Below are 14618 nucleotides of genomic sequence, written 5' to 3' on the forward strand. Positions count from 1 at the left end.
CCATCGTGTTTAAAGCTTCCCGTAACCGGTCTAAAACGCAGGTTCGCGACGATGCTCCGGTTCGTCAGGATCTGCAACACGTCGATATCAACGGGCACGGCTTTGTCTCGAATCTGTTCTGGCAACCTCTTAACAACGCGCGCAGCTACATGGCGGAAGCCAAGGCGTTCGGCAAGCAGAACGGATGGGACATCGTAGCGATCCGGCGCGGCACGCGGATTCAGGCTGGATTTGTCGATAGTGGCTCGCGCAATCTGAAAGGAATGTTCAGTCTGGCCGCGTCGCTGGCGAGTGTACTTGGCGATTCGTGGCTCGGCGCCTTCCGGTTGAAGGATGGCCGATATGCTGTGGTGGCCGTCCACGAGATGCTCATCTGTCCGGGCGTGGACCGTCTCTGCACAACGGCAGAAGAAGCCAGGCAGATGTTGACGAATGCGCATAACACGTACTCGTTCGACGCAGAATCGATATTTGCGCCGCCTGAGCTGGAGTTTGCCTCGCAGGATCGCGACATCTATCAGGTGTTGTCGGCGAAATCCATCAGGAAAGATAATCGGCTCAAGCAGCTGACGTTCGGTATGTCGACGCGTCAGCTTGTGACGGTCGGTGTCGGGGTTCTCGCTGTTGTTGGCGCGATCGGTAGTTATATGGTGTGGGATGCCCGTGAGCAGGAGGCCAAAGAGCGGCAGTTGGCAATCCAGCGTGCGGCTGAGAAGCTTCGCCTGGACCAGCTGAATGCAACCGCGCGCCGAAAGTTGGAGGAAGCGGCGCTGGCGCATCCCTGGGCAGTTCAACCCAACGCCGTTGACTTCATCAACGCGTGTGCGAAGACGACAAACGCGCTCCCTCTCAGTGTAAAGGGATGGACCTTCAGCAGTGCAGATTGCAGCGGTAGCGCAATCGTCGTTCACTTCTCACGCGACGGCGGAACGGTTGAAGACATGCGTCTCGCCGCGCCAGAACTGTTTGGAGTTCCGGCAGTTTTCAATGGCGGCGACGAGGCAACGATTACGCTCGGCCTGTCTGCTCCTGTAGGTGGCGATGATGTGGTCGCGACGCCCGACGATGACATGAGCATTTTCATGACGCACTTCCAGCAAATCGGCATGACGCCGACTCTGGAAGAGCGTCCGGTGAAGATCGAGCCGCCGAAGGTTCCAGCTGGCCAGCCGCCAATGGAAGCGCCGATAGCACCGTGGCGGCAGTTTCATTTCTCATTCGATGGTCCTGCGCAACCTGTGTCGCATTTCTCGGTGGGCAGGGATGGGACCGTGTCGCTCATCGGGATTCCGGGGCTTCGCATTGATGCTGTCACAACAAAGCTCAACGCCGAAGACGCAACGCTCACTTGGCATGTTGAAGGAAATATCTATGCGAAAAAATAATCATCTGTTTCTCGCGATCGTGGTGTGCAGCTTGATCGCGACGGAAGCGTGCGCGCAAACCGTGCCTGCGGTCGCCACGGTCGGAGATTTGGCTTCGATCCAATCGGACACGCTGCTCGGCAAAGCGAAGCTCGCGAAAGAGCAGGTATATGCCGATCTGCGAAAGTACAGCGGCGAAGGTCAGTCTGGTGGCCCCGCCGCACAGACCGATTCGAACTTGCCGCAACTCACTCGAATTGTTGAGGCAAACGGGGTGAGCGAAGCGACGCTTTCCTACGCGAACGGGAAGATCGACGCCCGCGAGGGCGATCGCGTTCCCGGTGGATATGTTCTTTTTAAAATCCACCCGGATACGTCGGTCGTGCAGCTCAAGGCGCGGAACGGGCACGTGTTCGACGTGCCGGTGTCCTCACTGTCTGGCTTGTCAGCGACGCCGAGCACGACGCCGCAGCCCGCAGCATCGAACGGACTTATCGTGTTGCCGCCGCCGAATCCGTCAATGGCGGGTGCGCCGCAGCCGCAGCCGCCCATGCCGGCGAATGTGCCTCATATCACACCGACGCTCGCGGGCTCGGGCAATTCCGGCGCGCACTAGGGGGAAACGTCATGGACATGAGCGATCAGCAGCACGTCATCAGCGCGGCCGATAAGCCGGTGCTGCTACGGTCTGACAAGTACCCAGTGCCGGACGCCGCGAAGGGGAAGGTGGCGCTTCTGTCCGACTTTACGTTACTGGTTTGGGAGTCGTACAAATCGGATCACGCGGTGCTTGCGTATCAGAAGCTGCTCGAACGATACGACATCCGATTCACAGTGCGTCTCGTGCCAGTGGAGGAAGTGCGTGCTGCGCTGGATGGACCCGGCGCGAAAACGGCCGCACGCCGTGCCGAAAACATCAGCGATGTCCAGATTAAGGCGATCAACCTGATCAAAGAGGCTGTGAAGCTGGATGCAACCGACATTCACATTCTCAACTATCAGGCGAAGTCGATCATCAAGCTGCGCATTCACGGTCTGCTTTTCGTTCATAGGGAGATCGACGCGGAAGAAGGGCAGGTTCTCTGTCGCTGTATGTACGGCTCCATGTGCGACGTTGGCGATGGTAACTACAACGACCGGCTCTCGCAGGATGCGCGTCTTTCGCGGGAAACGATCAAGAGCGCCGGTCTGAATGGAGCACGTATTTCCACACGCCCGATGGAGTACGGCAATCTCTTCGAGCTGAGACTTCTCTATGGCAGCAGCAAAAGGCGACGCTCGCTGAAGGAACTAGGTTACAACGCACGGCAGATTGCGGCGATTAACCAGATGATCCGCCGAAAAGGCGTGAACATTTTTTCGGGTGTCACCGGCTCAGGCAAATCAACCGCACTTCAGGTTGTGTTGTCGATGCTTCTGAACTTGCACGATGGTCGGATCAACCTGATGACCGTCGAGCAACCGCTGGAATACGTGATCGAGGGAGCGGTCCAGACACCGCTGCTTTGTGATCTGGACGACGACGAACAGGTGGCGCGGGAGTGGGCGCGTTCCATCGCAAACCTCATGCGTCTTGACCCGGATTACCTGATGGTCGGTGAGCTGCGTGATCTCGCTTCTACGCTGGCCGCGATTCAAGCCGCGATGACCGGGCACGGCATGTGGACAACGACACACGCGAAGGACGCGTTTGCGACTTTCGACCGCCTCGCCGATCTGGCCGTGCCGATCCGGCGTTTGACGGACGCGAGTCTGTTCACTGGCGTAGTGAATCAGTCACTGGCTCCAGTCCTGTGTCCGGATTGCAAGCGACCGTTCTCGAAATTCCAGAGTGAGGTTCCCGAGGATCTGCGGGAGCGGGTCAAACGTTTTTGCGTTCAGGCCGGCGTTTTCATCGCGGGTAAGGATGCGAGCTGTACCACGTGCGGTGGATTGGGCATCGTGGACCGGACGGTGGTGGCCGAAGCGGTGCTGACGAATCAGCATCTGTTGAGCGTCTACCGCCGCGACGACGGTGGTTCGTCGGCAGCGCGCTCGTACTGGGTTCGCGAGATGGATGGTATGACGAAGTGCCAACACCTCATTCAAAAGATCAACGAGGGACTGGTTGACCCGTTCATGGGTGAGGAGGCCGTGTGCGGTCTTGACGAAGACAGTCTCATCATCGCGTAGGAGTCTGTATGTTCTCGATATCGAAGGAATCAATTGACCAGGCATGGTACGGGCTGTGGTTCGGCGCCAAGCAGCGGTTGAAGCTATACAAGAGCCTCGCCACGCTTCTGCGCAACAACGTGCCGTTGCGGCGCGCACTTGTAACCTCCTATGAGGTTTATAGCGACTACGGGAAAAAGCCGGACCGTATCGAGGCGATCGTGCTTCAGGATTGCATTGCGGGAGTCGATAACGGTCGAGCTCTATCTGTCGTTCTGCAGCAGTGGGTGCCGTTTGATGAACATTCGACCATTGCGACCGGCGATCGTGGCGGGAAGGTGGCTGACGCACTCATGCGCGGAGCTGAAGTTATCAAACGCAAAGGGATGATGCGCAAAGCGCTGGTCGGGGCGGTCACTTATCCGGCCTTCCTGATGTTGAGCGTTGGCGTCGCATTCTATGTCATCGCTACGAACGTTCTGCCGCGTCTTCTGGTGAACGTCAAGCCGGAACATATGGATGCGAGTATCCAGCTGCTGTCGTGGCTTTCCTCACTTGTCGCAAACGACGGTGGAGTGATGCTTTCCGTGATGATCGCCGCGGCGATCGGGATCGGTTTTAGCATGTCGCGACTTACTGGAAAGTTCCGGTTCTATCTGGACATGATTCCTCCGTGGGGTATGTACCGGATCGTGCAAGGCGCGATCTTCATCTACAACGTAGGTGTCTTGCTGGAAGCGAATGTGCCGAAGAAGGAAATTCTGGAGATGATGCTGGAGCGGGCAAATTCCTATATGGCGGAACGGCTGGAGGGTGCCTTGCTCGGTGTAAAGAACGGTCTGGACCTTGGGCCGGCGCTGCGTGAAAGCGGCTTCGAGTTCCCCAGTCGCGACGCCATCGCTTATGTGAGTGTGATCGGAAGCATGGAGGGCGGCGAGGCGCAGCTCAAAGAGTTCGGCGAGGACTGGCTCGAAGAAAGCGTGGACAGGCTGGCAGCAGCATCCGCGATCTTCAAGCAGATTGCGATCTTGATGGGCGGCTTGCTCATCATGGCTATCGTCCAGGGCGTCAACGCGCTCAGTAACGGCCTGTTGAACTAGGTAGTGCAATGCAGACTTTTGTTGTCTGCTATCTCGGTATAGTGATATATTTAAATCAAATTCCAACGTAGGAACTTTTCAACCATGAAGACCACGCAACTTGAGAAAAACGCTTTGAAGAGCGGTGCCCGTCTGGCGCGTCAGGCAGGCGTTCTGTCGATCGAAATGATCATCGTGCTCGGCATCGTCGCACTGATTCTGCTGGGTGTCGCGGGCCGCGTAGCGGTGTCGTTCCTGTCGAATGACAACACGGCAGAGCTGTCGAACATCACCGCGATCTACACGGCCATCAAGGATACGAAGACGACGGTGGGGTACGGTGCTGCGGGTACGGATCTGTCGGCGGTCGTCGTCGCGGGTGGCAAGCTGCCGTCGAACATTGCGGTGAATGGCAATGCCATTTCGAACCAGTTCGGTGGTACGTACACGCTGACGAGCACAGGGCAGGGCTTCACCATCGCGGACCCGTCAATTCCCCAAAAGAACTGTCTGAAGATCGTTGCCGGCGCAACGCAGGGGGGGCAGTATGCGACCACGGTGGTGAACTCGGGTACCTCCTATTCAGGTCCGATGTCGGCAGCGCAAGCGCAGACCGCGTGCAACTCGGCCACCAACTCAGTCACTCTCACGAGCACGTACTAACTCCTGGGGCGAGGAAGTGGAACGTTTAAATTCAACCCGTTTTGTCGACCTCTACATCGTAGGGGAAGCGATGAGTCAGATTTCGGGTTTGGATGGCAATCCGGCGCTCCAGCTTGCGCCGGACTATCTGCTGGCCGACATCGCCACCGCTCGTGCGAAGTGCGAGCACGTCTACCGCGCGAAGCGAAACCCGGAGTTTTATTTGATGTTCGGCGAGGTTTCGTACCGGGTCACTGCGCTGGAGAGCATCAACGACACGGTCTTTACGCTGCGTCAGACCCACGAGCCGCGTCCAGCGAGCGAGCTGAGAATTGGCGATAAGGTGCTTGGCGCGTTGCTTCAGGAAAACCTGCGTGGGCTTGTGCTGGTGTGTGGCGAGCGAGCAGTTGGCAAGACGAGCACTGCGGCCTCGGTTTTTGTGGAGCGCATCAAGGTATATGGCGGGCTGGGTCTGGCCGTTGAAGACCCGCCCGAGATGAAGCTCGAGGGGCCGCAAGGGAAGGGGTATGTGTTGCAGGTTTGGGCTGATCCGCAGAAGGGCGGGTATCCCGAGCAGATGCGACGCGGGATGCGAAGTGGTGCGGAGTCGATCTTCCTCGGCGAGATTCGGGACGGTATCACGGCCTCCGAGGCCTGCCGAGCTGGGATCGATGGTCATCTCGTGATGTCGACGGGGCACGGCGGCTCGCCGGTTGAAGGACTGGAGCGAATTCATGCGCTTGCGTCTACACACGAGCGCAACGCGGCTCAGCTTCTCGCAGATGGCGTCGCATTGGTCGTTTGGCAAACGCTTGATACCGTTGTTATTGAAGGACTACACAAGAAGCGCCCGCAGACGAGGATGCTGCGAGTGAAGGGGAACAGCAGCGTTCAGAGCAAGATCCGCGAGGGCAAGTTCGCAGCATTGCAACAGGAATTAGATCAGCAGTCGAATGCGGCTGCGTGGACCACGGCGGCGAAAAAATGATTCTCAAGCGACATACGACGCGCCGGCAGCGAGGCGTGATATCCATCGAAGCCGCAGTCGTCTCGGCGCTGGTTGGTCTGGCGCTCGTCGGAATCGGTGGATGGGTCAAATACGATGCTGATTTCAAGAACGATCGTGCCGCCGCCGACAATCTGGCGCTGGTCCTGCAAGGCGCGCAGAGCTGGCTCAATGCAAACACTGCGACCGTTGCTGCGGCTGCAAACCCGACAGCGACATACGCTTATGGCGTATGGTCGGGCTCGGTTTCGAATGCCGTCTCGGCGACCAACATTTACGGTCAGACGTACAGAATGGGGGTGTACAAGGAGCCAAGCGGTCAGCTGGACATGATGGTGCTCACGACGGGCGGCGCAACGATCCCGGACGGTAGCCTGACCCGGATATCCAAAATGCTCGGGGGCGCGGGCGGATACGTATCGAACGCGGCTCCGGGCGTGGTCCAGAACGCGGCTGCGGGTTGGTCGATGCCGGTTGCCAACGTAGGTGGATCGACGGCTGGACACCTTGCGGCAGCGGCATTTTTCGCGAACGCAGCCCAGGCGAACGACTATCTGTATCGGCATCAGGTTAGCGGCCATCCCGAACTCAATCAGATGTCCACCACGCTGGACATGAATCAGAACAACATCGCGAACGCCTCGCTTGTCGCGGCCTCTGGCGTGGCCGTCACCAGCGCCGCGGGCGGTAATGCAACCGTGTCGTTGAACAGTTCCCAGCTGCTTGACAACAACGGGAATCTGTATGTCCGTTCAAATGGGATGGTGAACGTGCAGAACGTCGCCGGCAGCGCGTGGGCGCCGATGACTACCGGAGCGCAAACAGAAGTCGGCGATCAGATGGTGTGGGGCAATCGGCACGCCAGTGGAAGCGATCAGGTCGACGGCAATCAGGTCGTGGGCAATTTCCAGCAGGTGAACGGCAGTCAGCAGATCAATGGGAACTCGACAATTCTCAACAGCCAGCAGATCAACGGAAACCAGCAGGTAAATGGGTCAATCACTACCTACGGTAGTGTCACCCTGGGGACGAACGGCGCGTCGGTCTACAACCCGAACACGATGTATCTTTCAGCCGGATACAACCTCTACCTGAATCCCTTCGGTGGGAATCGCGTGATCGTTGGTGGCGGTGGCGGCAATGGCCAGCTCGAAACGACGGGTCGCATGTTCGTGGACGAATACCTGCAACCGGGGTGGGCGTCAGCGGGTGCGGCCTGCGACACTAACGGTCTTGTCGGTCGCGACGGCAACGGTTCGCTGTTCTGCAACGGGGGGCGATGGCAGTCGGCATCGGCTGTGCCTTCGGGGACGACGTGCGGCGGTGTCACGATTAACGGCAATAACAATCAGCCTAATAACCCGGCCAGTACCGAAGTGCCGTGCATGGGTGTCGCTTTCTGGCAGAACGGTGTGTGTCCGGCTGGCTTCTACTATGGGACGGTGTTTGCAGCGAGCGCGTTGTGGCATTTCACCTGCATAAAGAGTTAGCGGCGTAGGCAGTGCGTCAGTAGCAAAGTCTCTCAGGTTCTGGCTGGCCCTCGGATGAATGCCAGAATCCTTCAAGCCGCGCCTAGCGCGGCTTTTTTTATCAGGGACGGAGAGGATGAAAGCGTCAAAGGGACTGTGCGTGGCCGACGTGGCACTGTTAAGTGTGGGCGCAGTGCAAACCGTCGTCGCCCGCACTTCCAGGTCCTGGTGCCGAAACAGATAAAATGTCGGGTTTTTGCCAGCGGACGATGGGCTGGGTTGGCTTGTCGCGACTGCGTCACTACGAGGATGATCCGCTCAGCGCGAGCTGACCGGCGTGCTAACGCGAATGGAATTCAGAAGAGATATCAACGGCCTGCGGGCGATTGCGGTCATAGCGGTCGTCTTTTTTCACTATGGGGTCCGTTTTTTTGGCGGTGGATACGTCGGCGTCGACGTGTTCTTTGTCATCTCGGGATTCTTGCTTACCTCGATCGCGCATAGGCGGTTACAGGTGGGCGAATTTTCGGCGGTACAGTTCCTCCTGAATCGGCTGCGCCGGATCTTGCCCGCACTACTCGTCACGGTTATCGTGTCCGGCGTGTGGGCGTCGCGCTACTATTTGCCGGACGACTTCATCAGGCTCGTGCGCAATGGCACGGCGTCTCTGCTCTTCCGCTCGAACTATGCCTTCCTCGGCGACACGGGCGGTTATTTCGCGCCTGACGCGCGGGCAAACATTTTCCTGCACACCTGGTCGCTTGCTGTCGAATCTCAGTTTTATCTCGTGTTTGCTGCGACGTGTGCGCTGTTCTGGCCGCGCTCGGGATCGCGTCGCAAAGTGGGTGGCTGGATTGCCTTCTCCGTCGTTGCTCTGGCGTCGCTGGTCTGGTGCGTTATGCATACGCCTGCACACCAGGCGAGTTCGTTCTATCTGCTATGGGGGCGCGCATGGGAGTTCATGGCGGGATCTGTGGCTGCTTTGGTCGCTGTGCGGCCGAAGCGGCTGGGGGCAAACATCTTATCGTTGGCCGGCGCAGCGCTGCTGATGTTTGCGGTCTTTGGTCTGCATGGCGATGATCCATATCCGGGATGGCGGGCGATTCTCCCAGTCGCGGGAACGGCGCTGATTATCTATGCCGGTGAAGGCTTTGTCGCGCGCCTGCTGTCGTGTCGTCCACTACAGTTCCTCGGCACCGTTTCCTACTCGATTTATCTCTGGCACTGGCCGATTCTGCTTGGTTTCCGCGAACGCGTTGGCAGTGATCCGTCTCCGGGACAGACAGCGATCCTGATTGCAGGATCGGTGGCAGCTGGCTGGGCGTCGTATGTGGCCGTCGAGCAACCGGGCCGTCAACGGCTGCGCAACGGCTCGATCGTTTTGCTTTTCGTGCTCAGCATAGCTTCTGGTTTCGGATTTACCACTCTCTTGCAGAAAACGGACGGGCTTCAGGTGCGACTGCCTACCTACCTTCGTGCGGCGTCGGATGCAATGAAGAGTGAGGCGCCGCGTAGCTACGAATGCATGAGAGACGTAGACGGGACGAAGCACACACCGGGCGACTTCTGCGGGCTGGGCGGCATGCCATCGGGCAATCAGCCAGTGATGATGCTGTGGGGCGATTCCTTCGCGAACATGGTTCAACCAATCGTTGATCAGACGTCGGCTGAGATGCACGTGCCAGGTGTCGTAGCGACGCTGGGCGGGTGTCCACCATTCAGGGGTAAGGTGTTTCCGGGATCGGGTGCAGAAGTGTTTCCCGGTTGTGAGCGATACGCGAATTTCGCGTTCGACTATTTCATGCGCACGCCGTCGATCAGGCTCGTCGTTGTCGCTGGCGACTGGCAACGGTATGAACCAAACTATGAGGGTGGCGTATTGAAGGACATCGCTACTGCGCTCGCTGCCCGTGGCGGCAAAATGGTGCTCGTGAAGTCGATACCAAATCCTCGCGGTGATCTTCCGCGGCAGTGGGCGAGGTGGCAGTTCGCAGCCGGACACGAGTTACCGCAGATGAGCATTCCCCGGTCGGGTGAGGCAGACATCGTTGAACACGGCAACCAGATTGCGCGTATTGCTGAGCAGGTTGGGAACGTTGCGACGGTCGATCCGTTCGACACTCTGTGCGATCACAGTGAGTGCTTCACAGTAAAAGGCGGTCATGGTCTGTACAAGGACACGGACCATCTGACGCAGGACGGAGTCGCAATGCTTGCTCCGTCTCTTTCGGGCGCAATCAAGGAAGCGTGGCAGGGGATTGGTCCCGCAAAGAACTAGCAGTTCGGTCGAATCGGGATACAACCAGCAATAAAAAGCCCCGCATTCGGCGGGGCTCGGTTCGGCAGTTGCGTTGGGGTGATCAGACGGGTTTCGTGCAGGACAGGATGACGAGCCCGTTAATGCCGCCGCTGGTCGGTGCATTCGTGCCGAATGCGACGGCGACGAGGGGTGCGTTCACGTCGGAACCCATGACGCGTGTGATGAACGTAGCGCCGTTCCCCGAAGACATTCCGTTGAGCGACGCAGTCGCGCCCGTGAACGCGTAGGATTGATCCGAACCGATGCTGACGTTGAACGCCAGATTGGAGAGGGTCAGCGTCGACAGGTCGAGCGTCGCGGTCGCCGAGTTGAGCGTGCCTTGTCCGACGTTACCGTTCACTGCGGTCGGGGCGGTGTTGAAGTACCGGGTGCAGTTCAGCGTGCCCGTGCCTGCCGTGAGCGTCAGCGGATTGCCGATTGCGTAGGGAGCGCCCTGGTTCACGTTGTAGGTGCCGCCGCTCGTATCGCTCGATTTGGTCCAGCGGCCGATCGAGACGAAACCACCGTAGCCGTTCACATCAGCGATGACACCGGGCTTGTTCAGTGTTACGGAGGCCGTGTCCGAGCTGGCGATGGTCGTATAGCCTCCTGTTTGGGCATACGTTGCGAACGAAGAGAGCGGGGCGTCGGACGTGCTGTACATGGTGCCGCCTTGGGCTAGACCGTTCGCGCCGAGCGTGGCCGGCGTGAACAGCACGGCGAGCTTGCCAGCGACGCCTGTTACAACCGGAGCCGTTCCTTGCACTTGATACGGGAGCACGGTTGTGGGATCGGACGGTTGGGTCGCGCTCGCAGTGGACGAGTCGCCGCCACCGCCGCCGCCACAGGCGGCAAGGATGAGCGCGGCGACGAGGGCAGGGATAGCTTTCAGTGCGTTCTTGTACATGCCATAACTCCGTAAAGTAATTTAAATAAATCATTATGCTACGTGCCCAGTATGTACCCAATGGGTCCTGCTGTCAACTACCAGATTCAGTTTGTTACAACGACGCTGTTGTTAGGGATTCCGGCTGGCAGGGTGATGGGAGCTTGCCCGTATGTCGTCGGTCCGATGAGGGTTCCATTGGTATTTACGCCCACGGTCATGGAGTAGATCGTGCCGTTCGCAAGGTAGCCTACAAGTCCAGAAGGCGGTGCGGTGTTGTAGACGTAGGCTTTGCCACCTGCGATGTAGTTCTGGACCGTTGGGCCGTGCGAGAACCAGGTGGGAACAGGTACGGTCGTGTCGCTGACACTCCCCGTAAAGGTGGGGTGGGCTGCTGCATACACTTTCAGGAAGCCGTAGTAGGCGTGCATGTTGTCACCGGCCGCTGTCGCATCTGCCGTCGCGTGATACTTGGTGACGTTCTGCATGACAGCGCTCGCAACGCTGGTCACTATGCCCACGATCATGAAAAGGACCACCAACATCTGCATGGCACGCTCCGGGGTTAGTGCCGCGCGTCTACGACGGCGATGGTGTGTTGCGCCTTCGACACATTGAAATCCAGTCCCGGTACAGCCTGGGCGATCTGCGCGAGGACCTGAAGGAAGGTGCCGTTGTAGTTCGACGTGTAGGTGATCTGATAGGGCATCGAGGCGGACCACGTTGGCTTGGCGTACCCAGCCTGTTGTGCCCACTCTTCGAGATTTTCGCGCAGCGAGCGATTGGCCGTCAGCGTCCACGTGCGGGACACATCGGACGCCGGCATGATCTGCGGCTGTACCGCCGCGATCGGGCCAAGCGGGTATTGGGCAGGTTGTGCGGTGGCGATCGGATCGCCAACAACGGGCACGCTGGGTGCTGATTGCTGTGCGATCGTGGGAGCTTGCTGCGGGGCCGCCGAAGGTGTGCCCTGGCCATTCAGAAGCTCGTTCACGAGCCGGATAGCATCATCGCCTGAAATGATTTTTGCCTGGGCCATCGCCATGACGCGGCGTGCGAACTCGATCCGTTCACGGTCGGAAAGGGCCGACTGGGATTGCTGCCGTTGGACCGATAGCGGGGCGTTCGAGGCGTCGAGCGTGGCGGCAATTGCGGGGCCGGTGCGGGCGAGGACCGGCGCGGGGCGCGGGGTCGATCGCAGCGTGATCTGCACGTCGGTGTCGCTCGCATCGTCCGCAGGGTCGATCTCGGTGTAGGTGTCGATCTTGGCTTCCGGCACGCCGTGAGCGACAAGCCAGTCCTTCACGGTCGCCACGCGTCGCTTTGCGTTGGCCATCAGAGCCCTGTTCTTGGCATAGGCGTTGAGGCTGATCGAGTCAGCAACGGAGACATCGGAAGTCATGCCGTCCAAGGTCGTCTTGCCGGCGCGAGAGAGCCGCGTGCCGTAAAACGACAGCGTGGATGTCGTATCGCGCTTCGGTCCCTGTGGGTTGGCGGCGGTGATGGAAGGCGTGTCATCGTTCACAACGAAAGCGGCATTGGCGGTTGCAGCGGTGCCGAGCGCAATCATCGCGACGGCGCAGCGCAGTTTCATTTTCATAGCTTTCTCACTAGAAAAAACTGTCGGGGACTTCTGACGTCAGAAGCGCTAAAGGTTCAAATTGAAAAAAACAGCGTGATATGATGATATCATTCTGGTACATTAAAGTCATAGCGAAAATTTGGCTAGGCGTGGACGGTGAGTGTCGATGCGACAGGCATCGCCCTGAAGAGTGGAAATGGATATGCAAAATGCGCTAGGAATAGTCGGCGGCTCGGAAGGTCAGCCACTCAGTATGCAGCAGCAGTCCTACGAGCGGATGCTCGATGGATTGCGCCGCGATTTCGGCGTGTGCATGGATGAGTTCGAGAATCCGCTATTACAGGAGTTGATGCTCAACCCTGACGGGCGGCTTTGGCGCGAAGTCGCGGGGCAGGGCATGTCGGACACCGGTTTGCGCATGAGCGCAAGCGAGGGCGAACACCTGTTCGGCAGTCTGGCAGGCCTGCTGGAAACGGAGGTCCGAGCGAGCAAGCCGATTCTGGAGTGCGAGCTTCCTCTGAACGGTTGGCGCTTCGAGGGCTTGGTTTGGCCGATTGTCGACGCGCCTTCCTTCTCGATTCGCGTGCCTAACGCCCTCGGCGTGACGCTGAAAGATTTCGAGGATCGCGGAATCCTGACGGATGTCAACGACCCCTATAACCACAAGACGGTCCAGCGCGAGGAGTTTGCGGAGCAGGCACGCGGCAAAAGCCATCGAGAAATCATCGAACTTGCCGTAAAACTGCGAAAGAACATCCTCATCATCGGCGGTACGGCTTCCGGCAAAACGACGATTCTTAATGCAATCTCCCATGCCATCGCGACGATGACGCCCGAGCACCGGGTCATCATCATTGAAGACACGCGCGAGGTAAGGTGTGCTGCGCCAAATCTTGTACAGATGCGCACGAACACTGAGCTTGCCGATGTTGATATGACGCGGTTACTGAAGGCATCGCTGCGTCTTCGACCTGATCGGATCATCGTTGGTGAGGTGCGCGACAAGGCGGCGCTGGCGCTTCTGAAGATGTGGAACACCGGGCATCCGGGCGGCTTGGCTACGGTCCATGCGGACGACTGCTACGGCGGGCTGATTCGTCTGGAGCAAATGATCGAAGAAAATCCCGGCATCCGTGCAAACAGGCACGTTATCGCTGAGGCGATCGGCCTGTGCGTATTTATCGGTAAAGACGCAGACCATGCGGCGGGTCGAAAGGTTCGCGAACTGGCAATCGTGGAGAAGTACGACCAGAATTCGGGGCGCTACGTGCTCCGTAACGTGTAGTTGTAATTTAATTTTTGGAGAATGATATGTCGATCAAGTCGTTGATTTCGGGTGCTGACCGTGGGCTCAAGGCGGTTCGCGCACGCGTCGCGCGTAACACTGGGCATTTCAAGCGCGGCGTTCGCATGGTTGCCACGCCGGCCTTCTGGCGAAAGCAGGTGACGTTGCCGCGCGTGTGGACCATGCTCGTTTTGGGCGGATATGCCGGTCTGGCATGTGCGCAATCGGCTGCGCCGTGGGAAGGGGGCCTGTGTGGTGTTGCGGGCTGGTTCAAGGGTCCGACGATGCTTGCCATCGGTACGATCGCCTTCGGTGCCGCAGCGGGCGGTTTTGTGTTCGGCGAAGAAATGACGGGCATCTTGAAGAAGGTCACGAACATCACGATGGCGGTCTGTCTTGCCGTGGGCGGCGCAGCGTTCCTTGGCTGGGTCGCGGTCAAAGCTGGTGCCACTTCGTCGACCTGTGGCTCGTAAAGCGGAGGCGGCATGAGCGCTGATCATCGCGGCGAGCTGACGCAGGTAACCATCCACGCGTCCGGCGTTCGCATCCTGAATTTCTTGGGCGGCGATCGCCGGCTCGTGTTAGGCGGGGCAGCGTTCAGCCTTTATCTGGCCTTCATGCTCAGCATGCGCTACGGGGCGTGGTACGGCATTCCGATGTCGGTAACGTTTTGGGGGCTCTGGATAGCGTTGATGCGACGGCTTGCTGTTTGGGACCCTCAATGGCTGGACGTGCTTCGCCGACATCGGAAATACAGGGGAGTCTATCCCGCGCGTGGGCGGCTCAACGCTCCGATGCCTACCTACAAAGACTTTAAGTAAGGTGCGACCGTATGAATGGCTTTTGGATTTGCGT

At 58.8% G+C, this 14618-nt stretch carries 14 protein-coding genes; 11 read left to right on the forward strand and 3 right to left on the reverse strand.

The features are described from left to right. The first annotated feature begins 5 nt into the window (after positions 1-5). The 8 genes from pilO2 (at position 6) to NH14_RS31415 (ending at position 9989) form a co-directional block, all read left to right on the forward strand. Positions 6-1385, forward strand: a complete 1380-nt coding sequence (pilO2, locus tag NH14_RS31380; protein ID WP_161790897.1) for a type 4b pilus protein PilO2 — start codon at positions 6-8, stop codon at positions 1383-1385. Beyond that, positions 1306-1980 carry a type IV pilus biogenesis protein PilP gene (gene pilP, locus NH14_RS31385; RefSeq protein ID WP_168727178.1) on the forward strand — a complete coding sequence of 225 codons (675 nt, stop codon included), beginning with the start codon at positions 1306-1308 and terminating at the stop codon, positions 1978-1980. The genes pilO2 and pilP overlap by 80 nt, the downstream gene beginning before the upstream one ends. An 11-nt stretch (positions 1981-1991) precedes the next feature. Further along, on the forward strand, positions 1992-3536 hold the full coding sequence (locus NH14_RS31390) for a GspE/PulE family protein (protein ID WP_052148571.1): 1545 nt from the start codon (positions 1992-1994) through the stop codon (positions 3534-3536). Positions 3537-3544: 8 nt separating this feature from the next. Next, positions 3545-4615, forward strand: a complete 1071-nt coding sequence (locus NH14_RS31395; RefSeq protein ID WP_035534233.1) for a type II secretion system F family protein — start codon at positions 3545-3547, stop codon at positions 4613-4615. A gap of 84 nt (positions 4616-4699) precedes the next feature. Further along, complete coding sequence (locus NH14_RS31400) at positions 4700-5257, forward strand: type 4 pilus major pilin (protein ID WP_052148572.1); 558 nt, start codon at positions 4700-4702, stop codon at positions 5255-5257. A gap of 70 nt (positions 5258-5327) precedes the next feature. Then, a complete protein-coding gene (locus NH14_RS31405; protein ID WP_152617343.1) occupies positions 5328-6224 on the forward strand; it encodes an ATPase, T2SS/T4P/T4SS family in 897 nt (298 codons plus the stop codon). Then, positions 6221-7732, forward strand: coding sequence for a shufflon system plasmid conjugative transfer pilus tip adhesin PilV (gene pilV, locus NH14_RS31410; protein WP_152617344.1), 1512 nt, complete (start codon positions 6221-6223; stop codon positions 7730-7732). Before NH14_RS31405 ends, pilV begins: the two co-directional genes overlap by 4 nt. Positions 7733-8060: 328 nt before the next feature. Next, complete coding sequence (locus NH14_RS31415; RefSeq protein WP_035534235.1) at positions 8061-9989, forward strand: acyltransferase family protein; 1929 nt, start codon at positions 8061-8063, stop codon at positions 9987-9989. A gap of 82 nt (positions 9990-10071) precedes the next feature. Here the strand turns inward: NH14_RS31415 and NH14_RS31420 are convergent, their stop codons facing one another. The 3 genes from NH14_RS31420 to NH14_RS31430 form a co-directional block, all read right to left on the reverse strand. Next, entirely contained in the window at positions 10072-10917 is an 846-nt protein-coding gene (locus tag NH14_RS31420; RefSeq protein ID WP_035534236.1) for a hypothetical protein, read from the reverse strand. An 86-nt stretch (positions 10918-11003) separates the two neighbouring features. Further along, positions 11004-11447 carry a type IV pilus biogenesis protein PilM gene (gene pilM / locus NH14_RS31425; RefSeq protein ID WP_052148574.1) on the reverse strand — a complete coding sequence of 148 codons (444 nt, stop codon included), beginning with the start codon at positions 11445-11447 and terminating at the stop codon, positions 11004-11006. A 14-nt stretch (positions 11448-11461) separates the two neighbouring features. Continuing rightward, positions 11462-12496 (reverse strand): TcpQ domain-containing protein, encoded by a 1035-nt coding sequence (locus NH14_RS31430; RefSeq protein WP_084225988.1) that lies wholly within the window; start codon positions 12494-12496, stop codon positions 11462-11464. A gap of 178 nt (positions 12497-12674) precedes the next feature. Here NH14_RS31430 and NH14_RS31435 point away from each other — a divergent pair, with 178 nt between their 5' ends. The 3 genes from NH14_RS31435 to NH14_RS31445 are packed head-to-tail and all read left to right on the forward strand — an operon-like array spanning position 12675 to position 14584. Next, positions 12675-13763 carry an ATPase, T2SS/T4P/T4SS family gene (locus tag NH14_RS31435; protein ID WP_052148575.1) on the forward strand — a complete coding sequence of 363 codons (1089 nt, stop codon included), beginning with the start codon at positions 12675-12677 and terminating at the stop codon, positions 13761-13763. A 26-nt stretch (positions 13764-13789) separates the two neighbouring features. Then, positions 13790-14236, forward strand: a complete 447-nt coding sequence (locus NH14_RS31440) for a TrbC/VirB2 family protein (protein WP_035534238.1) — start codon at positions 13790-13792, stop codon at positions 14234-14236. Between the two features lie 12 nt (positions 14237-14248). Next, positions 14249-14584, forward strand: a complete 336-nt coding sequence (locus tag NH14_RS31445; protein ID WP_035534239.1) for a VirB3 family type IV secretion system protein — start codon at positions 14249-14251, stop codon at positions 14582-14584. The last annotated feature ends 34 nt before the right edge of the window (positions 14585-14618 follow it).

It is taken from the genome of Paraburkholderia sacchari, from assembly GCF_000785435.2.
Taxonomy (GTDB): Bacteria; Pseudomonadota; Gammaproteobacteria; order Burkholderiales; family Burkholderiaceae; genus Paraburkholderia; species Paraburkholderia sacchari.

What these genes read in the sequence shown, in the direction of transcription:
- NH14_RS31435 (WP_052148575.1), top strand. Translation starts at nt 12,675, where the DNA reads ATGGATATGCAAAATGCGCTAGGAATAGTCGGCGGCTCGGAAGGTCAG.
- pilP (WP_168727178.1), top strand. Translation starts at nt 1,306, where the DNA reads ATGCTGTCACAACAAAGCTCAACGCCGAAGACGCAACGCTCACTTGGC.
- NH14_RS31390 (WP_052148571.1), top strand. Translation starts at nt 1,992, where the DNA reads ATGGACATGAGCGATCAGCAGCACGTCATCAGCGCGGCCGATAAGCCG.
- NH14_RS31400 (WP_052148572.1), top strand. Translation starts at nt 4,700, where the DNA reads ATGAAGACCACGCAACTTGAGAAAAACGCTTTGAAGAGCGGTGCCCGT.
- NH14_RS31415 (WP_035534235.1), top strand. Translation starts at nt 8,061, where the DNA reads ATGGAATTCAGAAGAGATATCAACGGCCTGCGGGCGATTGCGGTCATA.
- NH14_RS31420 (WP_035534236.1), bottom strand. Translation starts at nt 10,917, where the DNA reads ATGTACAAGAACGCACTGAAAGCTATCCCTGCCCTCGTCGCCGCGCTC.
- NH14_RS31395 (WP_035534233.1), top strand. Translation starts at nt 3,545, where the DNA reads ATGTTCTCGATATCGAAGGAATCAATTGACCAGGCATGGTACGGGCTG.
- NH14_RS31405 (WP_152617343.1), top strand. Translation starts at nt 5,328, where the DNA reads ATGAGTCAGATTTCGGGTTTGGATGGCAATCCGGCGCTCCAGCTTGCG.
- pilM (WP_052148574.1), bottom strand. Translation starts at nt 11,447, where the DNA reads ATGCAGATGTTGGTGGTCCTTTTCATGATCGTGGGCATAGTGACCAGC.
- NH14_RS31445 (WP_035534239.1), top strand. Translation starts at nt 14,249, where the DNA reads ATGAGCGCTGATCATCGCGGCGAGCTGACGCAGGTAACCATCCACGCG.
- pilV (WP_152617344.1), top strand. Translation starts at nt 6,221, where the DNA reads ATGATTCTCAAGCGACATACGACGCGCCGGCAGCGAGGCGTGATATCC.
- NH14_RS31440 (WP_035534238.1), top strand. Translation starts at nt 13,790, where the DNA reads ATGTCGATCAAGTCGTTGATTTCGGGTGCTGACCGTGGGCTCAAGGCG.
- NH14_RS31430 (WP_084225988.1), bottom strand. Translation starts at nt 12,496, where the DNA reads ATGAAAATGAAACTGCGCTGCGCCGTCGCGATGATTGCGCTCGGCACC.